Source organism: Bacillus sp. FSL K6-3458, assembly GCF_038005045.1.
In the GTDB taxonomy this organism is placed as follows: domain Bacteria; phylum Bacillota; class Bacilli; order Bacillales; family Bacillaceae; genus Bacillus; species Bacillus altitudinis.
In genome coordinates, this window is record NZ_JBBOSI010000001.1 from 1,934,086 (window position 1) to 1,958,758 (window position 24,673).

Sequence of the window (24,673 nt, forward strand, 5' to 3'; positions counted from 1 at the left end):
AAACGTGAAACTAACAGGTAAGCAATCTTGGGTATTTGAACACAAGCTTTATGTGAATGCGGAAGGAACAGCTGCAGGACCGAAAGAAAAAGAAGGCCCAATCGGTCATCTCATTGATAAAACCTATGATGAAATGCACTGTTATCAAAAGAACTGGGAAATGGCTGAAAGGCAGCTCATGGATGATGCCATATCAATGGCCTTATCAAAAGCGAATTTGCAAAAAAGTGATATTGACCTTTTGCTGGCAGGAGATTTACTAAACCAAAACGTGACAGCCAACTATGTGGCAAGAGAACTCAAAATCCCGTTTCTTTGTTTATTTGGTGCCTGCTCCACATCAATGGAATCAGTCGCCATTGCCTCAGCGTTAATAGATGGTGGGTTTGCCAATAGAGCACTTGCTGCGACAAGCAGTCACAATGCGACGGCGGAGCGGCAATTCCGTAATCCAACAGAATATGGCGGGCAAAAACCAGATACAGCCACAAGTACAGTGACAGGGAGCGGTGCTGTCGTCATCAGCCAAGAACCTTCCCAAATTCAAATTACAAGTGCCACCGTTGGACGGGTGATGGATCTTGGGATTACAGATCCATTCGATATGGGTTCGGCTATGGCGCCTGCAGCGGCAGACACAATCAAACAACATTTAGAAGACTTAGGAAGAACAGTAGATGATTACGATCTCATCCTAACAGGAGATCTATCTGGAATTGGATCGCCTATTTTAAAGGATCTTCTGAAAGAAGATGGCATTCAGCTTGGACGGAAGCATGATGATTGCGGATTAATCATATACACACCTGATCAAAATGTATTCGCTGGAGGCAGTGGCTGTGCCTGCTCAGCTGTCGTGACATTCAGTCACATCTTTCAAGAAATGAAAGCAGGGAATTTGCAAAGAGTATTGGTTGTAGCAACCGGGGCGCTTCTCAGCCCAATGATGGTTCAGCAAAAAGAGACCATTCCAACCATTGCGCACGGAGTTGTATTTGAGCGTGCAGGAGGAGAAAGCTAATGGATTATTTGATTGCTTTTGTTGCAGGCGGACTGATTTGCGTGATCGGCCAGCTTTTACTTGATGTACTGAAACTCACACCGGCACATGTCATGACGACCTTTGTTGTGGCGGGGACGATTTTAGACGGGTTTGGTATTTATGATAAATTTATTGAATTTGCAGGAGCGGGTGCTACCGTCCCTATCGTAAGCTTTGGTCATAGCTTGCTTCATGGGGCGATGCATCAGGCCGATGTCCACGGATTTATTGGAATCGGAATTGGGATTTTTGAGTTAACCTCTGCTGGAATATCAGCTGCAATTTTATTTTCATTTATCATTGCACTTATCTTTAAACCGAAAGGATAACCTAATATGGGGCAAAGACGCAAAGTCATTTTAGTGACAGACGGAGATATATATGCTGCCAAAACGATTGAGCTTGTCGCAAAGAAAGTCGGCGGAAGATGTATTTCCAGCTCAAAAGGGAATCCGAGCAAACGAACAGGACCAGAACTGGTCCAGATGATTTTAAAAACGCCGTATGACCCAGTGTTTGTCATGTTTGATGATTCTGGCTTAACAGGTGAAGGAACAGGGGAGACGGCTATGAAGCACGTAGCACGTCACCCTGAAATTGAAGTGATTGGCGCCATTGCAGTGGCATCTAAAACCCATCAAGCGGAATGGACAAAGGTACATGTCTCCATTGACCGGGAAGGTGAACTGACAGAATACGGCGTTGACAAACATGGACTTCCAGAAATGGAACCACACAAAATGAGTGGAGATACAGTGTATTGTCTCGATTCACTACAGCTTCCGATTGTTGTCGGCATTGGAGATATTGGCAAGATGGGACGGAAAGATGATCTAAGCAAAGGGTCCCCCATCACAATGAAGGCAGTCGAATTAATTTTAGAAAGGAGTGGTTTCCATGAAGAAAGACAAGGTGCACGTGTACCGAGATCCGAAGAAAAATGAAGATTTTTTCAAAGACAATGTCGGGATGGGTCTCAGCTTTGACCTTGGCGTTCGGAAAATTTATGTCCATGATCAGGAAATCCAGCTTTACTATGTAAATGGATTATGTGATACACAATATGTGATCTATTTATTAAAAGAACTGATTGAAATCAATGACAACGAACCTGAATCAGATGATCTTGCACGTGTGGTAGAAAACCGTCTTGTCAATCAGCAAGTCTCAAAAGTTGAAACGCTTGATGAAGCAGTGGATCAAGTGTTGTCTGGACTTGTGGCAGTCGTTGTCGAAGGTGAAAATTACGCATTTATTATTGATGTCAGGAGCTACCCTGGCAGAATGCCGGAGGAACCGGATACAGAAAAGGTTGTCAGAGGTGCAAGAGACGGCTTTGTTGAAAACATCATTGTGAACACAGCACTCATTCGCAGAAGAGTGCGGGATGAAAAACTGCGATACAAAATGCTTAAAGTAGGCGAGCGTTCTAAAGCGGACGTCTGTGTTTGTTATATTGAAGACATAGCTGACCCTGATCTTGTTGATATTATCGAAAAAGAAGTGTCTGGGATTAAAGTTGACGGACTGACGATGTCTGATAAAACAATAGAAGAATTTATCATTAAGCAAGGATATAATCCCTTCCCGCTTGTGCGATACACCGAGCGCCCAGATGTAGCCGCTAACCATATATTAGAAGGGCATGTCATCATCATTACGGATACATCTCCTAGTGTCATCATTACACCAACCACTATTTTTCATCACGTTCAACATGCTGAAGAATACCGCCAGGCGCCAGCAGTTGGGACTTTTTTAAGATGGGTGCGTTTTTTAGGCATCTTATGTTCTACTTTTCTTTTGCCGATCTGGTTTCTTTTTATTCTAGAACCGAATCTTCTGCCAGACAATCTAAGCTATATTGGATTTAACAAACCCTCCCATATCCCTGTTATTCTCCAAGTATTCCTTGCTGATTTTGGGGTGGAATTTTTACGAATGGCGGCGATTCATACGCCAACGGCCTTGTCGACTGCTATGGGTTTGATTGCAGCCGTTTTAATTGGACAAATTGCAATTGATGTCGGTTTATTTACACCAGAGGTCATATTATACGTCTCGCTAGCAGCCATCGGCACATTCACCACTCCAAGTTATGAACTGAGTGTCGCTAATAAAATCATCCGACTGATCATATTAGCACTAGTAGCGATCTTTAAGCTGAATGGATTGATCATCGGTTTTACGCTGTTACTTATTTATTTAACATCCATTCGTTCCTTACAGACGCCTTATATGTGGCCGTTCATTCCTTTTAATGGAAAGGCTTTGTGGCAAGTGCTCATTCGGACGTCTGTTCCTGGCTCAAAAGTAAGGCCAAGCATCGTTCACCCTCAGAACAGATCAAAAATTCCGCCAAATTCTTAACGCTCGTTGAAAGTGGCTGAAGATTGTGATATTGTATTTTTAACTTTGAGAAACGGCAAAAGGCAGCTTGTGCAGCTGTCTTTTTTCAGCCGAGGCGGAGAAAGAGGGAATGACATTGTATTTACACGGCACTTGCAGACAAAATGAACTCGGACATTTAGAAATTGGTGGTGTTGATGCCGTTTCTTTAGCTGAAACGTATGGGACACCACTTTATGTATATGATGTGGCTTTAATACGGGAGCGTGCAAAAAGCTTTCAGAAAGCATTTATTGAAGAAGAACTAAAGGCTCAGGTGGCATATGCGAGTAAGGCGTTTTCTTCTATTGCCATGTTCCAGCTGGCAAAAGAAGAAGGCTTATCACTTGATGTCGTTTCAGGCGGGGAGCTGCACACAGCCATTTGTGCCGGGTTTCCAGTAGAAAAAATTCATTTCCATGGTAACAACAAAAGCAGAGAAGAATTAAAGATGGCATTAGCGCATGGAATCGGCTGTATTGTTGTTGATAATTTCTATGAAATCAACCTCATTGAACAGCTTGGGCAAGAGCTGTCAAAACAGGTGAAAGTACTCCTCCGCATCACGCCGGGCGTTGAAGCACATACGCATGACTATATTACAACAGGTCAAGAAGATTCAAAATTCGGTTTTGATCTTCATAATGGACAAGCAGACGAAGCGGTCAAACAAGTGCTTAAATCAGAAGTGATCGAGCTCTTAGGTGTTCATTGTCATATCGGCTCTCAAATCTTTGATACAGCTGGTTTTGTCCTTGCGGCAGATAAGATTTTCTTGAAGCTAGATGAATGGAGAGAATCATTTGGATTTATTTCCACAGTGCTGAACTTAGGCGGAGGCTTTGGCATCCGTTATACAGAAGAGGACGAACCACTTCCAGCAACTGAATACGTGGAGAAAATTATTCAAGCGGTGAAAGAAAATGTAGCCCGCTATGAGTTTAAGATGCCTGAAATTTGGATTGAGCCAGGCCGCTCCCTTGTTGGAGATGCGGGAACCACTCTTTATACGATCGGCTCATCCAAACATGTACCTGGCATTCGCGATTATGTAGCCATTGACGGCGGAATGAGTGATAACATTCGACCTGCTTTATATCAAGCAAAATATGAAGCAGCAAGCGCCAATAAAATGAGTCAAACGCATGATCAAACTGTGTCCATTGCAGGCAAATGCTGTGAAAGTGGAGATATGCTCATTTGGGATATTGATCTGCCAGAGTTATCACAGGGAGACTTGTTAGCTGTCTTTTGTACAGGAGCTTATGGCTACAGCATGTCAAACAACTATAACCGCATCCCGCGCCCGGCTGTAGTATTTGTAGAAGATGGGGAAGCGCAGCTTGTCGTTGAGCGTGAGACATATGAGGACATTGTCAAATTGGATTTACCTTATCAATCAAAAGTGAAATCATCGACTTAAAAAAAGCTGCCTGATCATCAGGCAGCTTTTTCTATGACATTTATTTTCCACCAGTAAATACAGAGACGATCGCGTTCCAAATGGAGACAAAGAAATCCCAAATCTTCTGTAGAAGGTTTTTCCCTTCATCTGATTCTATGAATTTTGTAATCTTGTCTTTTGCTTTATCAATTTGAGATCCGACTTGTTTCCAATCGATATTGATATTTTTCATCTTATCAAAGAGAGAGACAAGTTGATCTTTTTGGTCTTGTGTTAGATTTAAGTTCAAATCAGAAGCGGCTTGATCTACTTTTTCTTCCACTTCTTTTGTTGTTTTAGGAACTCCATTTTTGGCAATGTCATCTTTGATTTTTGCAATCAGGGCAGAAGCATTGTCTTTTCCAATAGAGTCTCCCAGTTTAGATGTTGTTACAAGCTCTTCGTTTGCCACCTGTTTCACATCTTCAGGAATGGCTTTGTCGCTTGACACTTCATAGGCTTTTAATAGACCTGTCAGTGCTGCTGTACCAGATACTTCAAACGGCGCCGTCACGACAACCTTTGCATCTTTCACGCCTGCGGTCATTAAAGCATTTAAATACATCTCATCTGTAATGGTCTTAATGTTATGTGTATCCACGGTCAGACCCGTACCTGATTTTTCAATGGTGATGGATGAAGATGATAATGCTCTCGTCCCGATAGAAGAACGAGGGATATACTTTCCTAAATATTCGTGCTCTTCTTTATTGGTTACTTCAATTTTTGTCGCATTTTCAGGTGGATTCAACTCGTCAAGCACCTTCTGACGATCAGCCGGTGTTAAGTCTTGCCCGAGTGTGACGATGACATCGCCGACAGCTGCATCCGCTAAGCTGACTTTTGGCGCACCAATCAGTAAAAGGAGCGCTGCCATCATACCAAGCATTGTTTTTTTAAACATGTTGACCTCCTTCAAGTCGAAAGCGTTTCTCGAGGGTGAGAAACTCATCTTTTGAGTACATGATTTGAATCGTACTCCATCATATAGACGTAACAAATCAGTCTGACGTTTCAATTTTCTTTTAAAGATGTTTGAAACCTCCAATATTATGAAGTGATTTGCTCAGTCTGTGATCATTTCCTTAGGAGAAAAGGATCAAGCTCTTTTATTTTATCAATGATGGCAAAAGAGGTAAATCACATTCGACAAGCAGGGGATGTTTAACATCACCGAAAATGTGCTATAATGAGCGTTGTTTAACCTGAAAGGAGAATGTGAAAAATGGCGAAAAAAGGATACATACAATTAACGAATGGAAAGAAAATTGAGTTTGAACTTTACCCAGAGGCTGCTCCAGGTACAGTAGCAAACTTTGAAAAATTAGCGAATGAAGGCTTCTACGATGGATTGAAATTTCACCGCGTGATCCCAGGGTTCGTAAGCCAAGGCGGCGATCCAAACGGTAATGGAACTGGAGGACCGGGTTACACAATTAAATGTGAAACAGAAGGAAACCCTCATCAGCACGAGAGAGGTTCATTATCAATGGCACACGCTGGTAAAGACACTGGCGGCAGCCAATTCTTTATCGTACATGACCCACAGCCGCACTTAAACGGTGTTCACACTGTTTTTGGCAAAGTAACATCTGGTATCGAAGCTGTTCTTGATATGGAACAAGGACAAGGCATGGAAAAAGTCGAAGTGATCGATGCTTAATCCAAAACACCGCTTAATTGCGGTGTTTTTTTATTTTACATCTGATGTTCCTGTGATCTGTGCCGTGAAGCGGTAGGTGATCATCCAATATAAAAGGGCTAAGGTGCTGATAGAGGCTCCAAATAAACATACCCCATTCCAGCCAGCGTTTGCGTATATGTTAGTTGATACAATAGAACCGAGCGCACTGCCGAGGGAATAAAAAATCATATAAGCAGCAGTCAGCCGGCTTCTCGCCTCAGGCCGGACCATGAAAATCATACTTTGATTGGTCACATGAACGGCCTGCACAGATAGGTCAAGAATGACTATACCAACGATTAATAAAATAAGGGAATATTCAGTGAAAAAAATAAAACACCATGAAAAGAGTAATAGGACAAGGGCGATGCACGTTGTTAACTGTCCTAAGCCTCGATCAGCAAGGCTTCCAGCTCGAGTGGCACCTAATGCTCCGGCAACTCCAGCAAGGCCAAATGCACCAATCGCCGTATGTGACAGATTGTATGGCGTAGTGCTGAGAGGCAGCACAAGTGAAGTCCACAGTGTGCCAAACACAACAAAGATCAGAAAACCCAGTACGCCACGAATACGTAGAATTCGTTCTTGTCTGAACAATATAAACATTGAAGCGAGCAAGTTCACATAGGATATGGAGGCTCTCTTGCTGTCAGCACGCGGAAGATACCGGTACAACACGCCAGTTATGATCAGCATCATCACGCCGGAAACGAGATAGACTGATCTCCAGCCGGCGAGATCGGTTAGTACACCAGCAAACGTTCGTGCGAGAAGAATACCAATCACAATTCCACTTTGAACCAAGCCCACTATGCGGCCACGTTCTTCAGGAGCGGCCCATGTCGCTGCGAATGCGACGAGTACCTGAGTGACTACAGCGAGCAGTCCCACCGCAGCTAGTCCTATGAACAGGACGGTGGCGGTAGGGGCGATACCGACTAGAATGAGAGATAACACGGATACTAGCATTTGAGCTACGATGAGCCGCCGTTGGTTGAACAGATCACCAAGTGGTACGATCAGTAGCAGTCCTAGCGCATAACAAAGCTGAGTAATCATAATGACCATACCAACGGATGAATAACTGATACCAAACTCGGATGCGAGGGAGTCTAATAATGGCTGTGCAAAGTATATGTTTGCAACTGCCATCCCTGAGGCTGTCGAAAACAGTAGAGCCATATTGCGAGTCATCGTTGATCGGGTGTTTATTTGTAAATGAGTCGTTTCCAGATCAGAATGTTCAACGGCATTCATTTTTTCTTTTTTCATGCATGTCATCCTCTCTTTTTGTACTAAATAGTATAATATACTGTTTGGTATAAAATAATTCCTGTTAAGGATAACCAGAGAAACGTTTTAAAGTCAAGATGATGTAGTGAAGATCTTGAGATGGGCAGTCGGTTTGACAATGATACGTCAATAAAATAAAATGATAATGTACCGATGAGTAAAAAATCCTTATAAGAAATAGATGATTGATTTAGTGAAGAGGTTTTTATGATAGAAATGAGGGTTGATGATGGTTCGACAACGGGAATTTGATGAGGAAAAAGCGTTAGATGAGGCCTTGTTGCTTTTTTGGGAGAAGGGGTACAGAGCGACTACATTAAGCGACTTAACTGCAAAAATGGGAATACAGCGACCAAGCTTATACTCAGCGTTCGGTGATAAAGAGGAATTGTTTGAAGCAGCATTACGCAAATATACAACTCAGCATGCTGCCCACATTCGAACAAAACTTCAAAACAATCTATCTGCAAAGGAAGCATTTCATACATTATTTGCTGAATTAATAGAAGAGGAATATGGACATGGGCCGAGTAAAGGGTGCTTCTGCATCAATACAATAGTCGAGCTTGCCCCCCATGAAGAGAAATTTGAAATTCTCACAAGAGAGCATCAGATGTATCTTTCGGTCATTTTTGAAGAAAAAATTGTACAAGGTATTCGCTCGGGTGAGCTCGAAAGCAGTCTGAATGCCAAAGCCTTAGCACAGGCGCTGGTTGTTTCTTTTATTGGACTTACAGTTCTCATGAAATCTCGCCCAGAGCGTTCATTTGTAGATCATTCTGTAGCGACGATCCTATCCATATTGAAATAAATAGTTTATATAAAGAAAGCGTATTTTGATCAATTGATTAAAACACGCTTTTTCTTTTAGGGTGTGATGGACACGTTTTTGTGATATGATAAGAGAACAAACATTCGTATTCGTGAGTGTCACCATATGTAGCTCTAAAAATAAGTGAAAGTGCACATCTAAAAAGCGTGTGATCATGCTGTAAGAAAGCAGGAGATACTTTGAAACCATTAACAAAAGAAGAAAAAAATCAGATGATGATTGCCATTCAGCGTTACTTTGCTGAAGAACGAGAAGAGGAGATTGGTGAATTAGCAGCCATCAATATATTAGAATTTATCACAAAACATCTTGGAAGCTACTATTATAATCAAGGGGTTCGTGACAGCCGAAATATCGCTGTTCAAAGATCTCAATTGTTAGAGGAAGATCTATTCGCATTAGAGAAAAGAATATAATCAAAAAGCTCGTCTTTCTTGTTCACCCTGCTAACAGATAAAGAGGAAAAAAGACCCCCTTAATAAAGAACGCATATTCGTATCATATGTAATGATGAAAAGGTGGAACCAAAAGTCCATTTGAATCGTTATATAAGTAACCATTAATGAAAATCAGCTTTTTTGGTTTTATTTCATCAAAAGAAGGAATAGAACATACAAATAGGCGAAGTGCAGATGATGGAGGTTCTAAATATGGGGAAAATTAAATTGAAAATCGCAATCTTATTTGTTTTACTGCTTTGTTTAGGCGCAGGTTATTTATACATGAATGGCATGAAAATTGAAGATGTGCCAACAGCCATTGGCGAAAGTTTAACGAATAATGATAAAGATTACACCATCTATGAATATACCATTACAAAAATTGATGGTGATGAGTATTACGGTCAAGCCAAAAATGGCACGAAAATCATTTTTAACGGAAAGAAATTTGAAGATGATGTGGCCGATCTGAAAAAAGGCGATCGTATTAAAGCATACTTTAGTAATGAAAAAAGAATAGACGGTCTTATAAAAGTAGTAAAAGTCGTCAATTAACAAGTCTCCTTTCCTATAGGGAGGCTTTTTTTATGAACAGGTGATAAATCTTGATTGTTGCATTTGACCACAAGGATCGCTATAATAGCCCCTAAGGACAGCTAAATATCGATTGTATCCTTCGGGGCAGGGTGAAAATCCCGACCGACGGTAATAAAGCAAATGCTTTACAGCCCGTGACCCGTTAATTTATTAACGGTTGATTCAGTGAGAAGCTGAAGCCGACAGTGAAAGTCTGGATGGGAGAAGGATAACGAAAGCTATGTATGAACAAAAAATATGTGTTGATCATAGTTTTATTTCTAATGCAAAAAAACCACAGCCCCGGAATTTTTCCGGGGCTTTCTGTATGTCAATATAGTCATCACATGCAGTGTTTATTAGGTGATCCCTCATTTACCTTGTATGGACCATAAAAAGCGACGAAGGTGTTCAATCGATCACATGTCCCAAACATCGCTTTTTCAAAAAGTGAGAAATACAAAAGAAAGAGAAAGGGAGGATCACATGTTTACGGGGATTATTGAAGAAGTGGGTACAGTCCAGTCATTAAGCAAAAGATCCGCAGATGCCATGGAAATTATCATCAAGTGCAGTCGTGTACTAGAAGATGTTCACCTAGGCGATAGTATCGCCATCAATGGCGTTTGTCTCACTGTCACAAGCTTCACAAAAGAACAGTTTGCGGCAGATGTGATGCCTGAGACGGTCAAAGCGACATCACTTGATCAGCTTGCGCCAGGTAGCCAAGTGAATTTAGAGCGAGCGATGTCATCAAATGGACGATTCGGCGGTCATTTTGTTTCAGGCCATGTTGATGGAACGGCTGTGATTACCCGTGTAGAAAAGAAGAGTAATGCCATTTACTATGATTTGAAAATGGACAAGACCCTCACAGATATGCTCACAAAAAAGGGATCGATCGCAATAGACGGCGTCAGCTTGACTATTTTCGATTTGCGAGATGCTCATGTGACAGTTTCTATCATTCCACATACGCTTGAAGGAACTATTTTCCCGACTAAATCTATGGGGGATGTAGTAAATATTGAATGTGACATGATCGGTAAATACATTTATCGCTTTTTAACAAAAGAGCAAAACGAAAAGCAGCCCTCACGATTAACCCCATCATTTTTAAAAGAGCACGGATTCTAGGAGGCGATTGTATGTATCATTCAGTTGATGAGGCAGTAAATGCCCTGAAACGAGGAGAAATCATTATCGTAGTAGATGATGAAGACAGAGAAAATGAAGGAGACTTTGTGGCACTTGCTGAGCATGCAACGCCGGAAGTCATTAACTTCATGGCTTTACATGGAAGAGGTCTTATTTGCACACCAGTTCATGCCTCGATTGCGAAACACTTGGATCTGCATCCCATGGTCGAGCGAAATACGGATGCACATCATACAGCATTTACAGTGAGCATCGACCATACGTCAACGACAACTGGTATAAGTGCTTTTGAGCGCTCAACGACCATATTGGCCATGTTAAATAAAGAGTCAAAACCAGAAGATTTTGCCCGACCAGGTCATGTTTTCCCTCTTATTGCGAAAGAGGGAGGCGTAGTAGAAAGACCAGGTCATACAGAAGCGGCCGTTGATCTTGCTAAACTTGCGGGTTCAGTGCCAGCGGGTGTCATATGTGAAATTATGAATGCAGATGGAACCATGGCCCGCGTACCCGAACTACAAAAAATTCAAAAAGAACACGATTTAAAGATGCTGACGATTGAAGCATTGCAGGCATATATAAACAAGCAAACAACGACAATGAAAACAAAATAAAAATCACAAAAAAGGATGATGAACATATGAATACAATACAAGGTAATGTAGTAGCAGAAGGATTAAAGTTTGGAATCGTCGTCGCTAGATTTAATGATTTTATTACAAGCAAACTGCTAGATGGAGCAGAAGATACATTGCTCAGACACGGAGCAAACGGTGACGATATTGATGTCGTGTGGGTGCCGGGGGCTTTTGAAATTCCGTATATGGCAAAAAAACTAGCAGAAACAAAAAAATATGATGCAGTCATTACACTTGGAACCGTGATTCGCGGGGCAACATCACATTACGATTATGTTTGTAATGAAGCGGCTAAAGGAATCGCACAAAGTGCCATCTCAACAGGGGTGCCGATTATCTTTGGTGTACTGACAACAGAATCTATTGAACAAGCCATTGAAAGAGCCGGTACAAAGGCTGGAAATAAAGGCAGTGAATCGGCTGCAGCTGCTATTGAAATGGCCAACCTAAATCGAACGTTTCGTTAATTTGATGAAAAAGAGTTTAAAAACAACCTAAAAGTGTTTATAATGTGTGATGAGCAAGTGATTCATAAGACATTTGCTGGAGAATAGGATAATTTTAATATTGAGGGGTATATATGTTAATTCGTTACAAGAGGTCTTTTGAAAAAATTGCCATGGGACTCCTGTCCTTTATGCCGGGTGAGAAAGACGTCAAACAGCTTCAGCAGACGATAAAGTCGTATGAAATGGATGAAGATCGGCAGCTGTTCCTTTGGAAAGATGGTGAGGATATCGTCGGTGCGATTGGTGTGCTGAAAACAGACGACCAAGTACAAATCGAACATATTAGTGTCAATCCGTCCCATCGTGACCAAGGCATCGGCAAGGAAATGGTATTAGCCGTGGAAGAAGTATTCAAAACGAAAACACTCATTCCAAATGAATTAACGCAAGGCTTCTTTCATAAGTGTCACAATGAAACAAACTAAATATCACACATGTAAAAGCAGAGGTTATATGCCTCTGCTTTTTTTACGTTCCATCTGTTTTTCACGTTCAAGCAATACGTCCGTCCGATCACGCAGTCTATGCTTTTCAATTAAGAATGTATGGGATAAGTTGCTCTCCTGTCCGAAGGTTAAGCCTTCTTTTTCCGCCATCTCTTGGCATAAAGAAAGAAGCGTTTCATCTCGGATTGGCAGCATCACACTTTCGTAGGGCATGTCTTCATCGATTTTCTTTTTCAGTGTTCTCAGCAGTAAAAGAAATGCCTCTTCATCAAGACCTAATTCTGTTAGTACGTTCCGGTCCGAATCTAATATATGAAGGCTGTTTGAAATCAGCCGTTTTGCTCCTTTTCCATTTCCTCGTCTTTGATGATACAAAGCAACAGCAAGCTGAATGAGACCCACCCAGTACTTTTTGCGCTGATGAGGAGGATCTTCTTTCCAAAATTCTTCAAGAATTTCATGACACTCAAAATAATCTCTTGTCGTATGAAATTCATGTAAAAAAGCCACGTACGCTTTAGGATACACAGCGGTCATCTCCTTTTCCACTATCAGTCTAACATACCGAAAAGAAAAGAAGAAAGAGCGCCCCTTTATGAAAGGACGCTCTGTTTCTTTAATAAACCCAAGCCGCGCCAACGATGATCAGCAAGATGAACAGCACAACAATAAGCGCAAATCCTCCGCCGAAGTAATAACCATCTCCCATAATGTTACGGCCTCCTTTTTCATCAGTTCTGATTACAATGGTATTCTATGTATAAATGCCCTCATTGGTATGGGCGAATCCACTGTTTTTCTTTTTTTGCCTGCTGCCTCATGGTCGAAATTATATTGGACGAGAGCTTTATCGTGTCTTATACTAAAGGTTAGCCGATGAAAACGGTACTTAGAAGACAGTAGAAATGGTGAGAAAAGAATGCTGGAATATCAGGTGAAAATAGATTCGTTTGAGGGTCCTTTGGACTTGCTTTTACATTTAATTAACCGTTTGGAAATTGATATTTATGATATTCCCGTCGCTAAAATTACGGAGCAGTATTTATTATATGTCCACACGATGAGGGAGCTTGAACTGGATGTTGCAAGTGAGTATTTGGTGATGGCTGCAACTCTCCTCAGCATTAAAAGCAGAATGCTTCTTCCAAAACAAGAGGAAGAGCTGTTTGATGAAGACCTGATGGAAGAAGAAGAGGACCCTCGTGATGAGCTGATTGGCAAATTAATTGAATACCGCAAGTATAAAAATGCAGCGCAAGAACTGAAGGAACGTGAAGAAGAGCGGCAAAACGCCTTCACAAAACCACCAAGTGATTTAAGTGAATTTGCAAAAGAAGCAGAAGCGAAGGACACAAACTTACATGTCACGGTGTATGATATGTTAGGTGCGTTCCAAAAGGTATTGAACCGCAAAAAAATAACAAAACCAGCACCATCAAAGATTACAAGACAAGAAATCCCGATTGAAGACAAAATGAATGAGATTATGAACCATTTAAGAAAAACAAAAAAGCGAACCAATTTCATGACTTTGTTTCAACATGATCAAAAGGAACACCTTGTCGTGACGTTTCTTGCTGTTCTCGAATTGATGAAAAGCCATCAAATCATGCTGGAGCAGGAAGGAAACTTTGAAGATATTTATATCATAGGGAGTGAAACGATTCATGACGCTTGATATCGTGAATTGGAAAGCCATCTTAGAAGCGCTGCTATATGCAGCAGGTGACGAAGGCTTAACAAGAAAACAGCTCATGTCTGTTCTTGAAGTTGATGAGGCAGCGTTGCTTGATATTATGTCTGCCGTAAAGGAAGAATATCAAAAACAAGAACGAGGAATTGAGCTTATTGAATATGCAGATTCATATATGCTGCTGACGAAAAAAGAATACAGCGTATATTTAAAAAAATTAGTAGAGACACCATCGAAAGGGTTGTCACAGGCAGCGCTAGAAGTGCTCGCCATTGTCTCGTATAAACAACCGATTACACGCAGCGAAGTCGAGGAGATCAGAGGCGTTAAATCAGAACGAGTGCTGCATAGTTTAGTTGCCAAAGCACTGCTCTGTGAAGTAGGACGTGCCGATGGACCGGGACGAGCGATCCTTTATGGGACAACACCTACCTTTTTAGAGCAATTTGGTTTAAAAGCCTTAGATGAATTACCGCCACTTCCAGAGAATGTGGAAGCAGATGGGGTGCAAGAAGAGGCTGATCTCTTTTTTGAAAACTTCAATCAAACATTTGAAGAGATAAAATAGTTCAAAATAAGGAAAAATGTATGATAAAATATAAAAAAGATTTTAGGTCTAAAATCTTTATTTGAAAGATAAAATGGTGACAAAGCCATGAGGGGAAGGTAAACACGAAACAAATGGCACATATGAATGTAAAGGCTCAAGTTGATCAAGCAGGCGTTTTTTTATCAAAGGTTGCAGTTGAAGTGAATGATTTTCTGAACGAAGCTACCTTATCAAGCTTGAAACGATTAAACCCGGAAGCGGAAGCCTATTATTGTGACATATTAAGTACATTGCGGAAGCTTGCAGTTTATAGCGAGGATGCCGCGGCGGTTTGTAGGAAAATCAGGCAGCAGCAGACATTCCCGCAGCAAGCCGCCCAGCAGACGCTTCATCGTATTTATCATCAATGTATTGAAGAATTTTTTACACCAAAAAAGGATACTTGGTATGAAAATAGCCGTTCAGCCTACACAGGAAAAAGCTGCATTGTTTTCCATCATGAAGTATCGGCTGAGGTCAAACGTTTGTTTTCTTCATTAGAAAAAGATTTTTTAACGATGAGAGAAGAGCTGGAATATACAACATCTCATCAGCAAATGAAAATGGTATAAAGAAGACAAGGCAACTCTCATATGAGAGTTGCTTTTTTTTATGGACGAGGCATCATAACTTTTTCAGCCGCGCATACACTTGTACAAAACGGACAAGGACGTGAATGAACATGCCCTATTTAAAAATTGGAACAGCAGTCCTTCTTCTATTAACACTCTTACTGCCTTTTTCCTCACACGCTCAAGCAGACGTCTCATTATCGGTGAGTGCGAGAAGCGCCATTTTAATAGATGGACAGTCAGGCAGAGTCCTATTTGGAAAGGACGAGCACGAAAAAAGAAGAATCGCCAGTATCACAAAAATTATGACGGCTGTATTAGCCATTGAATCAGGAAAAATGAACGACATGGTCAAAGTGTCAAAACGTGCGATTCAAGCGGAAGGTTCTTCGATTTATTTAAAGGAAGGACAGAAGGTGAGCTTAGAAGACTTGACATACGGGCTCATGCTACGCTCTGGAAATGATGCAGCTGTTGCCATTGCAGAACATGTTGGCGGCAGCTTAGAAGGCTTTATTTTTATGATGAACCAAAAGGCCTCTGAACTAGGCATGGAGAATACGAATTTTCAAAATCCGCATGGACTCGATGATCATAAAAACCATTATTCATCAGCTTATGATATGGCGATCTTAACGAAGTACGCCATGAAGCATCAGCAATATCAAAAAATTGCCGGTACCACCTTTTATAAAGCAAAAACAATCGAGGGTTATTGGAAAAATAAAAACAAGCTGCTCACGGGTTTGTATCAATATTCGACTGGAGGGAAGACAGGATATACAAAACTTGCAAAACGCACACTTGTCTCCACAGCTGCAAAAGGAGATGCTGCGCTCATTGCTGTGACGATTAATGCACCGGATGACTGGAAGGATCATATCTCAATGTTTGAGTATGCATTTGATCACTATAAAACGTATGTGCTTGCTGAAAAAGGCAGGCTCGCTTCGTTAAAAGGGACTTTTTACGAAAAAAAAGCGTTTATTAAGCGGGATGTGGACTATTTACTAAATGAGGATGAGAAAAAACTAGTGGAAATCGAAACGGAAATGCTGACGCCTGAAAAGAAATGGGAGAAAAACAAAGAAGCGATCCCAGATGTAGTAGGGAAAATGACGTTCTTACTGGATGGTCAGGTAATTGAGCAAGTCCCCATTTTTTATGAAAACAAACGCAACCGAATGCCCCAAAAAAGCTTTCAAGAAATGTTTAAGTCTGTCTTTCAGACATCGATAGGCGGATCTTCATGGTCAATCTGATTTGGGTATTCCTCACGGTCATCGGTCTTGTCTATGCAATGTTTAACGGAACGATGCATGAAGTGAATGAAGCGGTCTTTAAAGGATCAAAAGAAGCGGTCACCATTTCAATTGGGTTGATTAGTGTTCTTGTATTCTGGCTAGGATTGATGAAGATCGCAGAAGAAGCGGGGTTGTTACATTTTTTTAGTAAATTATGCCGGCCCTTTATCTCAAAACTATTTCCTGAGATTCCTGCGAATCATCCAGCGATGGGGTATATTCTGTCCAATCTCATGGCAAATTTCTTTGGGCTTGGCAATGCTGCCACTCCACTTGGGATTAAGGCGATGGAGCAGATGAAAGCATTAAATGGCGGGAAAAATGAGGCGAGCCGGTCTATGATCACTTTTTTAGCAGTCAATACATCTTCTATCACACTTGTGCCAACGACTGTCATTGCCATTCGTATGACCTATGGCGCAGATCAGCCAACAGATATTGTAGGCCCAACCATTTTGGCGACACTTATTTCAGGTATCGGTGCGATTATGATTGATCGCTATTTCCACTATCGCAGAAGCAGGCGGGGGTGATCTTGTGGCATTTATTAACTGGCTGTCACTTGCTTTGATTCCACTGATCATCGCAGGAATATTGATTGCAGGGACGATTAAAAAAGTACCGACGTACGAAACATTTGTAGAAGGCGGGAAAGAAGGCATTCAAATTGCCTTTTCAATTATTCCGTATTTAGTCGGTATGCTTGTCGCCATTACGATTTTCCGAGCATCAGGTGCCCTTGATTTTGTCATGGAATTATTGAAACCTGTGTTTACAGCGATTGGTGTTCCTACAGAAGTGGTGCCGCTTGCGCTTATTCGTCCTATATCAGGAACAGCGGCGCTTGGTATGACATCAGACTTAATTGCGACTTATGGTCCAGACTCTTTTATCGGCAAGCTTGCCGCCGTTATGCAAGGGTCAACGGATACGACCCTTTATATTTTAACCGTCTATTTTGGAGCAGTTGGTATTAAAAAAATGGGAGATGCACTGAAAGTGGGGCTACTTGCAGACCTGATTGGGATCATTGCATCAATTATTATCGTCAGTTTGTTATTTAGCGGCGCCTAATCAGGTGCTTTTTTTATTTCGTGGATGGAAAACAGCTTTTTTGTTGAAATTAGACAGATGAAACGCTTATTTTTCCGCGAATGCTTGTTTGTTTCAAGCCAAGCAAGTAAGATAGTACATGAGGTGAAAGACAAATGGAACGTTTACAGAAAGTAATTGCCCATGCCGGCGTCGCTTCTAGACGAAAGGCTGAAGAATTAATTAAAGAAGGACGAGTTACCGTTAATGGTGAAACAGTGACAGAGCTCGGAGTAAAGGTGGGCTCTTCAGATAAAATTGAAGTCAATGGCTTAAAGCTTGAAAGAGAAGAACCGGTTTACTTTATGCTTTATAAACCGCGCGGCGTCATTTCAGCTGCCGAGGATGATAAAGGACGCAAAGTCGTGACAGACTTCTTTGATGATGTTCCGCAGCGTCTGTATCCAATCGGCCGGTTGGATTATGATACGAGCGGTTTAATTTTGATTACAAATGATGGCGAATTTGCCCATAAGCTCATGCATCCGAAATATCAAATTGATAAAACGTATGCAGCGAAACTAAAAGGCATCCCTTCAAAAGAATTGCTTAGAAAGTTAGAAAAAGGAATCATGTTAGACCATAAAAAAACAGCACCTGCCCGTGCCAAAATGCTCTCGATTGATAAACGAAAGCAAACATGTATTGTGCAATTAACCATTCATGAAGGCAGAAATAGACAGGTTCGTCGCATGTTTGAAGCAATCGGCCACGACGTTCTAAAACTCAAAAGAGAGCAATATGCTTTCCTTCATATTGAAGGCATGAGACCAGGAGATCGCAGAGAATTGACGCCGCATGAAGTGAAACGTCTGAGAGCGATTGCGGATCATGGGAAAAGCGCTTTTTAATTTTCACATAAACTTCAAAAAATGAAGAAGCATCAAAAGAAGGAGAATGCTATAATTTACCTGAATGTCTATGGGGAAGGGGTACTTCAGATGAAGAAAAGACGATTTTTCATACGGACGGGCATTCTCCTCGTGATGCTTGCTGCACTGTGTTATACGATGTATAACTCAGTATTTGCCAAACAGGATCAAATCAAAGAAGGATCTATTGCGCCGAACTTTGTCCTTCAATCGGTAGATGGGGAACGGATTGAATTAAAGGACTTAAAAGGCAAAGGCGTCTTTCTCAATTTTTGGGGTACATGGTGCGGTCCATGTAAGCAGGAATTCCCTTATATGGCAAATCAGTATGAAGTGTTCAAGGATCGCGGTGTCGAAATTGTTGCCGTAAATGTGGGGGAATCCAATATTGCTGTGAAGAACTTTATGGATGCTTATGGCGTGAATTTTCCTGTTGCCATGGACAAAGATCGTCAAGTGACAGAGGCATATGATATTACGCCGCTGCCAACCACATTTTTAATTAATCCTGAAGGCAAAGTAATCAAAGTCATAAAGGGGACGATGACAGAACGTAATGTCTATGAATATATGAATTTGATTAAACCAAAGGGGTCATAGAATGAAAGAGGTAAAGTGCGAGTGTGGACATATTAATCCAATCGGTACTGTTCTATGTGAATCATGCGGGAATCCCATTTCAGTAAAAGAGAAAAATTCATCAAAACTGCTTGATATGAGATATGACGGCAGTGCAAGACGCTCGCAAACATACAACAAAACGATTGTTGATAAAGTATGGAACTTTTTTTCTTCCGTAAAAGTGGGTGTGTGGCTCATTGTCATCACACTGTTAGCTTCTTCGCTAGGAACTATTTTTCCGCAGGAGCGGTTTATTCCGCCAGGTGCATCAGCTTCCACTTATTATGAGGAGCAATATGGGTCGTTTGGTAAGTTATATTACATCCTTGGATTCCATGATCTTTATAATTCTTGGTGGTTTTTAGCCCTTGTCGCATCTATCGGAATTTCCCTTGTGATTTGCAGCCTTGATCGAGTGATTCCACTTTATCGTGCACTCAAAAATCAAGGGGTTGTCAAAAAAGAAGGCTTTATGAGAAGGCAGCGTCTTTTCAGTGAAACAAATCAAACATTAGATCAACATACATATGAAGGCATCGTTAGTAAGATGAAACAAAAGCGTTACCGCGTACGAGAAGAAGATGGACATATTTTAGCTGAAAAAGGCCGCTTTTCCCGCTGGGGACCTTACGTCAATCATATTGGATTAATTATATTTCTCATTGGATCCATGCTTCGGTTTGTCCCGGGAATGTACGTGGATGAAACATTATGGGTAAGAGAAGGCGAAACGGCACCAATCCCAGGGACGGGAGGCCAATACTTCTTAAAGAATAATGCGTTTTCAATTGACCGCTATGAATCTGAAAAAGAAAAAGAAGTCTTTGAAAATGCTATTGAAAAGGCTGGCGATGGTCAAGTCGTCAAAAGTTATAAAACCGATGCCGTTTTATACAAACGTGAAGGAGAAGTTGTTTTTGGTGAAAAGCCAAAGCTGAAGCAGGTAACAGAACACGATATTAAAGTGAATGAACCGCTTAAGTTTGACAATTTCTCATTATATCAAGTGGATTTTAAACAAAATGAACTCGATCAAATGGTCTTTCAGCTGATTCGAAAAGATACTGAGAAATCTTTCGGAACAGTGAAGATTAATCTGCTGGAGCCTAAGTCAGAATATGATCTTGGTAGCGGTTACAAAGTCAAGGTGATGAGTTATTTGCCTGATTTTTATTTTGACGAAGATGGCACACCTAGTACGAAAACGAGGAATCCGAATAATCCTGCGTTCGTCTTTGAAATGATCTCTCCTGAAAAACCAAAAGGTGAAAAAAGTTTTGTCGCGATTCAAGAGACAGTAGAGGGTTCTGATAACAATCTTTATAAAATGAAATTTGACCGGGTTGAAACAAAAAACGTGACAGGTTTAACGGTTCGAAAAGACTTAACACTCTGGGTACTTATTGTTGGCGGAATGATCTTTATGATTGGTGTCGTACAAGGGATGTACTGGCAGCATAGAAGAATCTGGCTGTCGGCAAAGGATGGAAAAGTATTTGTGGCAGGACATACAAACAAAAACTGGTTCGGCTTAAAGTCTGATCTCAAGGTGTTACTGCACGGCAGTGGCATCAAACAGCCAGTGGATCAAAAAGAACTGCCTGATACAACAAGTATCAGCAAAAGCAAGGGGGAAGGATTAGATGGCGGCAGTCAGTGAAAACCTGTTATTTGCAGCTTTTCTATTGTATTTAGCGGCAGTTCCTTTTTTTGGAGGGGCCATTAAAGGAAAAAAGAAAGAAGAGGGTCCGCGCAAAAACAAGGCGGCACTTATCGGCATAACGCTCACCATCATCGGTTTTTTGAGTCAATTTGGCTATTTTATTTCAAGATGGATCGCGTCTGGTCACGCACCAGTCAGTAATCTGTTTGAATTCACCACAGCCTTTGGCATGATGCTGGTGCTCGCATTTATTATTTTATATTTTGTCTATCAAGTGTCTGTGCTAGGTTTATTCACACTTCCAATCGCTTTATTAATCATTGCTTATGCAAGCATGTTTCCATCGGATATTTCACCGCTGATTCCTTCACTTCAAAGTAATTGGCTATATATTCACGTCACGACAGCAGCGCTTGGTCAAGCCATTTTGGCGATCAGTTTTGTGGCAGGTGTGATTTTTCTTTTGAAGCATGTCGATCAAACAAAACCGGGGAAGAAAACCTTTGGCTTAGAGCTGGTCATGTTTATGATTGTGGTCACCCTTGCATTTATCGCAGTCACGTCCATTTTTAGAATGACAGGGTATGAAGCGAAATTTAATTGGGTAGATAAAAATAAAGAAGAGAGCGTCATGGTCTATGAGCTGCCTGCTTTAGTAGGACCTCATAAAGGAGAACTTATCACAAAAGATCGTTTAGAGCCTGTAGTTGATCTGCCGCCTGTTTTTTCAGGTAGAAAGGTGAATACAGTGCTGTGGTCATTTGGCGTTGGGCTGATTATTTATGGACTGCTAAGATTGATCATTCGCAAACGACTAAGTGCGCTGCTTCAGCCGCTCGTAAGACAGGTGAATCTCGATTTAGTCGATGAAATTGGATACAGGGCTGTTTCCATTGGTTTCCCTGTATTTGCGTTAGGCGGCCTTATTTTTGCGATGATTTGGGCGCAAATTGCATGGACGAGATTCTGGGGATGGGACCCGAAGGAAGTGTGGGCTTTAATTACATTTTTATTTTACGCCGCCTATCTCCACCTTCGGTTATCAAGAGGCTGGCATGGTGAAAAGTCCGCTTGGCTTGCTGTAATCGGATTTGCGATCATTATGTTTAACCTCATCTTTGTCAACCTAGTGATTGCGGGGCTTCATTCTTACGCGTAATCGCATGAAAAAGGCCAACTTTTATGATTCAATTCGGCTTTTTGTTAAAATGTATGTAACAACGGAGAAAGCAGGAGGATTGTCTAATGGAACACACAACTCAAACGAAAATATTAGTCGTCGATGATGAGGCAAGAATTCGTCGCCTTTTAAAAATGTATTTAGAACGGGAAAATTATGAAATTGATGAAGCGGAAAATGGGGATGAAGCCATTCAAAAAGGACTTCAAACCGATTATGACCTCATTTTGCTTGATTTAATGATGCCTGGGACAGATGGGATTGAAGTGTGTAATCAAATCCGAGATAAAAAAGCCACACCAATTATTATGCTGACAGCAAAAGGTGAGGAAGCTAACCGTGTGCAAGGCTTTGAGGCAGGAACGGATGATTATATCGTCAAACCTTTCAGCCCGCGTGAAGTGGTCCTTCGTGTGAAAGCACTGTTAAGAAGATCGTCTCAAACGTCATACCTTAATACTGGAACAACCACAAAAGATGTTCTCGTGTTTTCTCATCTATCCATTGATCATGATGCACACCGGGTCACAGCAGATGGAAAAGAAGTCAGCCTCACGCCGAAAGAATACGAACTTTTGTACTTCTTGGCAAAAACGCCGGATAAGGTCTATGACAGGGAAAAGCTTCTCAAAGAAGTGTGGCAGTATGAATTCTTTGGGGATCTGAGAACAGTGGATACTCACGTCAAAAGGCTTCGTGAAAAACTAAATAAAGTGTCACCAGAAGCAGCGAAAAAAATCGTGACAGTATGGGGTGTCGGGTACAAATTTGAGGTCGGCGCTGAATGAAGCTGTGGAAAAGTGTCGTAGGAAAGCTATGGTTAACCATTCTTTTCCTCGTGCTCATTGTTTTATCGATTTTAACTGTGCTTCTTTTAGAGTTCATTGAGAATTACCATGTGGAAGAAGCAAAGTCTGATTTAACACAAATGGCCAACAAAGTAGCAGTCATTTTAGAAAGCCATGAGGATCAATCACTTGCAAGATCGATTACATCAGAACTAGCTGATAAATTGACAAGTATCGCGATTGTTCAAGAGGATGGACTAGAATGGTATTCGTCTGAAAAAGGCGGGAAGCTTCCTGCGATCACAAAAGAACAAATTGAAGCAGACAAAGATTTGAACAAAGCACTGACAGATCGAAAAAAAATCAGTAAACGAGCTGAATCTGATACAGGCAATCAGAAGGATGAACGCATTGTAGTAGGTGTTCCTTACGAGGCGAACGGAAAGAAAGGGATGGTCTTTCTTTCTCAATCCCTCCTCGCTGTAGAGCAGACAACAAAACATACGACGCGTTATATCTTCCTCGCAGCCGGAATTGCGATTGTGCTGACGACGATTTTCGCTTTCTTCTTATCCACTCGTGTCACCTATCCTCTCAGAAAGATGAGAGAGGGAGCACAAGATTTGGCGAAAGGGAAATTTGATACAAAGATTCCTATTTTAACGCAAGATGAAATTGGGGAACTGGCGATCGCCTTTAATCAAATGGGTAAGCAGCTTAAATTTCATATAACCGCTTTAAATCAAGAAAAAGAACATTTGTCCAACATTCTCAGCAGTATGGCAGACGGTGTCATCACGATCAATATTGATGGAACGATCCTCATGACAAACCCTCCTGCAGAAAGATTCTTGCAGGCTTGGTATTACGAGCAAAATATGAAGATCAAAGATGGGGATGAACTGCCGCCAGAAGCGCGTGAATTGTTTCATACTGCCGTCAGTACGGAAAAAGAGCAAATGATCGAAGTCACGCTGCAAGGGCGTACTTGGGTTCTTCTCATGTCTCCGCTTTATAACCAGCAAGATGTCAGAGGGGCGGTAGCGGTACTTCGCGATATGACAGAAGAGAGAAGACTGGATAAGCTAAGAAAAGACTTCATTGCAAATGTCAGTCATGAACTCCGTACACCTATTGCTATGCTCCAGGGCTATAGTGAAGCGATTGTCGATGACATTGCCGGATCAGAAGAGGAAAAGAAAGAGATTGCCCAAATTATCTATGATGAATCACTTCGAATGGGTCGTCTTGTGAATGATCTTCTCGATCTCGCACGTATGGAAGCTGGTCATATTACACTGAATCTTGAATCAACTGATACAGAAGAGCTGACTGAAAAAATCTACCGTAAATTCCTTGGAATTGCGAAAGAAAAACAAATCAACCTGACGTATGAAATTCAAGTAGAAGAACCGTATTTTGTATTTGATCCAGATAAAATAGAACAGGTTTTTACAAATCTCATCGATAATGCCATTCGTCATACACCAGAAGGCGGAGAAGTTCACTTCTCAGTTCAATCGGTGGAAAATGGGCTCAAAATGGATGTGAAAGACTCGGGAAGCGGTATTCCTGAAGAGGATCTCCCGTTTATTTTTGAACGGTTCTATAAAGCAGATAAAGCAAGAACAAGAGGACGTTCCGGTACGGGGCTGGGCCTTGCGATTGTGAAGAACATCGTAGAAGCGCATCAAGGCTCCATTCATGCACATAGTAAAGCTGGAACAGGTACTCACTTCACTTTCTATATTCCGAAAAAAAAGCAGGAACTCGTCTAATCTTGACGAAGAATCTTGTTACATGAGAAACACTTCTTTTCGAAAGAAAATGAAGTGTTTTTTCTATTTTC

Annotated in this window: 29 protein-coding genes and 1 riboswitch; of the genes, 25 read left to right on the forward strand and 4 right to left on the reverse strand. The window is 41.3% G+C overall.

Annotated elements, in window-relative coordinates:
* The first annotated feature begins 4 nt into the window (after positions 1-4).
* From spoVAD to lysA, 5 genes are all read left to right on the forward strand, one after another.
* Positions 5-1,021: a stage V sporulation protein AD gene (gene spoVAD, locus MHH23_RS10375; RefSeq protein ID WP_024718928.1), complete on the forward strand. Its 1,017-nt coding sequence runs from the start codon at positions 5-7 to the stop codon at positions 1,019-1,021.
* On the forward strand, positions 1,021-1,371 hold the full coding sequence (gene spoVAE, locus MHH23_RS10380) for a stage V sporulation protein AE (protein WP_007501045.1): 351 nt from the start codon (positions 1,021-1,023) through the stop codon (positions 1,369-1,371). The genes spoVAD and spoVAE overlap by 1 nt, the downstream gene beginning before the upstream one ends.
* Positions 1,372-1,377: 6 nt before the next feature.
* A complete protein-coding gene (locus MHH23_RS10385; protein WP_007501044.1) occupies positions 1,378-1,986 on the forward strand; it encodes a stage V sporulation protein AE in 609 nt (202 codons plus the stop codon).
* Positions 1,940-3,412, forward strand: a complete 1,473-nt coding sequence (locus MHH23_RS10390) for a spore germination protein (RefSeq protein WP_007501043.1) — start codon at positions 1,940-1,942, stop codon at positions 3,410-3,412. The genes MHH23_RS10385 and MHH23_RS10390 overlap by 47 nt, the downstream gene beginning before the upstream one ends.
* Before the next feature lie 115 nt (positions 3,413-3,527).
* Positions 3,528-4,853, forward strand: a complete 1,326-nt coding sequence (gene lysA, locus MHH23_RS10395) for a diaminopimelate decarboxylase (protein ID WP_039165814.1) — start codon at positions 3,528-3,530, stop codon at positions 4,851-4,853.
* A 40-nt stretch (positions 4,854-4,893) separates the two neighbouring features.
* Here lysA and MHH23_RS10400 read toward each other — a convergent pair whose 3' ends face one another.
* On the reverse strand, positions 4,894-5,778 hold the full coding sequence (locus MHH23_RS10400; protein WP_008344446.1) for a DUF1002 domain-containing protein: 885 nt from the start codon (positions 5,776-5,778) through the stop codon (positions 4,894-4,896).
* A 321-nt stretch (positions 5,779-6,099) separates the two neighbouring features.
* Here MHH23_RS10400 and MHH23_RS10405 point away from each other — a divergent pair, with 321 nt between their 5' ends.
* Positions 6,100-6,537, forward strand: a complete 438-nt coding sequence (locus tag MHH23_RS10405; protein ID WP_007501040.1) for a peptidylprolyl isomerase — start codon at positions 6,100-6,102, stop codon at positions 6,535-6,537.
* A 30-nt stretch (positions 6,538-6,567) separates the two neighbouring features.
* Here the strand turns inward: MHH23_RS10405 and MHH23_RS10410 are convergent, their stop codons facing one another.
* Positions 6,568-7,830 (reverse strand): MFS transporter, encoded by a 1,263-nt coding sequence (locus MHH23_RS10410; protein WP_116307100.1) that lies wholly within the window; start codon positions 7,828-7,830, stop codon positions 6,568-6,570.
* 250 nt (positions 7,831-8,080) lie between these two features.
* Here MHH23_RS10410 and MHH23_RS10415 point away from each other — a divergent pair, with 250 nt between their 5' ends.
* The 7 genes from MHH23_RS10415 to MHH23_RS10445 all read left to right on the forward strand — a co-directional run bounded on the left by MHH23_RS10415 (position 8,081) and on the right by MHH23_RS10445 (position 12,429).
* The gene (locus MHH23_RS10415; protein WP_047945955.1) at positions 8,081-8,662 is read left to right on the forward strand and encodes a TetR/AcrR family transcriptional regulator; all 582 of its coding nucleotides are present in this window, start codon (positions 8,081-8,083) and stop codon (positions 8,660-8,662) included.
* A gap of 200 nt (positions 8,663-8,862) precedes the next feature.
* Complete coding sequence (locus MHH23_RS10420) at positions 8,863-9,099, forward strand: DUF2164 domain-containing protein (protein ID WP_017359788.1); 237 nt, start codon at positions 8,863-8,865, stop codon at positions 9,097-9,099.
* Positions 9,100-9,333: 234 nt separating this feature from the next.
* Complete coding sequence (locus MHH23_RS10425) at positions 9,334-9,678, forward strand: hypothetical protein (protein ID WP_008344451.1); 345 nt, start codon at positions 9,334-9,336, stop codon at positions 9,676-9,678.
* 113 nt (positions 9,679-9,791) lie between these two features.
* A riboswitch (FMN riboswitch) is annotated at positions 9,792-9,933 on the forward strand.
* A 252-nt stretch (positions 9,934-10,185) separates the two neighbouring features.
* The gene (gene ribE / locus MHH23_RS10430; RefSeq protein ID WP_026050106.1) at positions 10,186-10,836 is read left to right on the forward strand and encodes a riboflavin synthase; all 651 of its coding nucleotides are present in this window, start codon (positions 10,186-10,188) and stop codon (positions 10,834-10,836) included.
* Between the two features lie 11 nt (positions 10,837-10,847).
* Positions 10,848-11,471 carry a 3,4-dihydroxy-2-butanone-4-phosphate synthase gene (gene ribB / locus MHH23_RS10435; protein ID WP_017359786.1) on the forward strand — a complete coding sequence of 208 codons (624 nt, stop codon included), beginning with the start codon at positions 10,848-10,850 and terminating at the stop codon, positions 11,469-11,471.
* A gap of 26 nt (positions 11,472-11,497) precedes the next feature.
* On the forward strand, positions 11,498-11,962 hold the full coding sequence (ribH, locus tag MHH23_RS10440; RefSeq protein ID WP_007501031.1) for a 6,7-dimethyl-8-ribityllumazine synthase: 465 nt from the start codon (positions 11,498-11,500) through the stop codon (positions 11,960-11,962).
* Between the two features lie 113 nt (positions 11,963-12,075).
* Positions 12,076-12,429: a GNAT family N-acetyltransferase gene (locus MHH23_RS10445; protein ID WP_017359785.1), complete on the forward strand. Its 354-nt coding sequence runs from the start codon at positions 12,076-12,078 to the stop codon at positions 12,427-12,429.
* A gap of 24 nt (positions 12,430-12,453) precedes the next feature.
* On the opposite strand, the gene MHH23_RS10450 is transcribed toward MHH23_RS10445, so the two are convergent.
* Positions 12,454-12,978, reverse strand: coding sequence for a DUF309 domain-containing protein (locus MHH23_RS10450; protein ID WP_072367786.1), 525 nt, complete (start codon positions 12,976-12,978; stop codon positions 12,454-12,456).
* A gap of 88 nt (positions 12,979-13,066) precedes the next feature.
* Positions 13,067-13,159: a YjcZ family sporulation protein gene (locus MHH23_RS10455; protein ID WP_008359694.1), complete on the reverse strand. Its 93-nt coding sequence runs from the start codon at positions 13,157-13,159 to the stop codon at positions 13,067-13,069.
* 210 nt (positions 13,160-13,369) lie between these two features.
* On the opposite strand from MHH23_RS10455, the gene MHH23_RS10460 reads away from it, so the two are divergent.
* The 12 genes from MHH23_RS10460 to MHH23_RS10515 all read left to right on the forward strand — a co-directional run bounded on the left by MHH23_RS10460 (position 13,370) and on the right by MHH23_RS10515 (position 24,602).
* Positions 13,370-14,128, forward strand: a complete 759-nt coding sequence (locus tag MHH23_RS10460) for a segregation/condensation protein A (RefSeq protein WP_007501021.1) — start codon at positions 13,370-13,372, stop codon at positions 14,126-14,128.
* Positions 14,118-14,711 (forward strand): SMC-Scp complex subunit ScpB, encoded by a 594-nt coding sequence (scpB, locus tag MHH23_RS10465; RefSeq protein ID WP_008344462.1) that lies wholly within the window; start codon positions 14,118-14,120, stop codon positions 14,709-14,711. The genes MHH23_RS10460 and scpB overlap by 11 nt, the downstream gene beginning before the upstream one ends.
* 113 nt (positions 14,712-14,824) lie before the next feature.
* Positions 14,825-15,304, forward strand: a complete 480-nt coding sequence (locus tag MHH23_RS10470; protein ID WP_024718922.1) for a YpuI family protein — start codon at positions 14,825-14,827, stop codon at positions 15,302-15,304.
* Between the two features lie 110 nt (positions 15,305-15,414).
* On the forward strand, positions 15,415-16,566 hold the full coding sequence (locus tag MHH23_RS10475) for a D-alanyl-D-alanine carboxypeptidase family protein (RefSeq protein ID WP_017367523.1): 1,152 nt from the start codon (positions 15,415-15,417) through the stop codon (positions 16,564-16,566).
* Positions 16,554-17,141 (forward strand): nucleoside recognition domain-containing protein, encoded by a 588-nt coding sequence (locus MHH23_RS10480; RefSeq protein ID WP_007501015.1) that lies wholly within the window; start codon positions 16,554-16,556, stop codon positions 17,139-17,141. Before MHH23_RS10475 ends, MHH23_RS10480 begins: the two co-directional genes overlap by 13 nt.
* A gap of 4 nt (positions 17,142-17,145) precedes the next feature.
* On the forward strand, positions 17,146-17,682 hold the full coding sequence (locus tag MHH23_RS10485; protein ID WP_017359781.1) for a spore maturation protein: 537 nt from the start codon (positions 17,146-17,148) through the stop codon (positions 17,680-17,682).
* Positions 17,683-17,816: 134 nt separating this feature from the next.
* Positions 17,817-18,551: a 23S rRNA pseudouridine(2605) synthase RluB gene (gene rluB / locus MHH23_RS10490; protein WP_008344472.1), complete on the forward strand. Its 735-nt coding sequence runs from the start codon at positions 17,817-17,819 to the stop codon at positions 18,549-18,551.
* A gap of 90 nt (positions 18,552-18,641) precedes the next feature.
* A complete protein-coding gene (gene resA / locus MHH23_RS10495; protein ID WP_017359780.1) occupies positions 18,642-19,172 on the forward strand; it encodes a thiol-disulfide oxidoreductase ResA in 531 nt (176 codons plus the stop codon).
* A gap of 1 nt (position 19,173) precedes the next feature.
* Complete coding sequence (gene resB, locus MHH23_RS10500) at positions 19,174-20,853, forward strand: cytochrome c biogenesis protein ResB (RefSeq protein WP_045034330.1); 1,680 nt, start codon at positions 19,174-19,176, stop codon at positions 20,851-20,853.
* A complete protein-coding gene (gene ccsB, locus MHH23_RS10505) occupies positions 20,837-22,015 on the forward strand; it encodes a c-type cytochrome biogenesis protein CcsB (RefSeq protein WP_017359778.1) in 1,179 nt (392 codons plus the stop codon). Before resB ends, ccsB begins: the two co-directional genes overlap by 17 nt.
* Positions 22,016-22,101: 86 nt before the next feature.
* Entirely contained in the window at positions 22,102-22,824 is a 723-nt protein-coding gene (locus MHH23_RS10510; RefSeq protein WP_003215596.1) for a response regulator transcription factor, read from the forward strand.
* Positions 22,821-24,602 carry an ATP-binding protein gene (locus MHH23_RS10515; RefSeq protein ID WP_058336692.1) on the forward strand — a complete coding sequence of 594 codons (1,782 nt, stop codon included), beginning with the start codon at positions 22,821-22,823 and terminating at the stop codon, positions 24,600-24,602. The genes MHH23_RS10510 and MHH23_RS10515 overlap by 4 nt, the downstream gene beginning before the upstream one ends.
* The last annotated feature ends 71 nt before the right edge of the window (positions 24,603-24,673 follow it).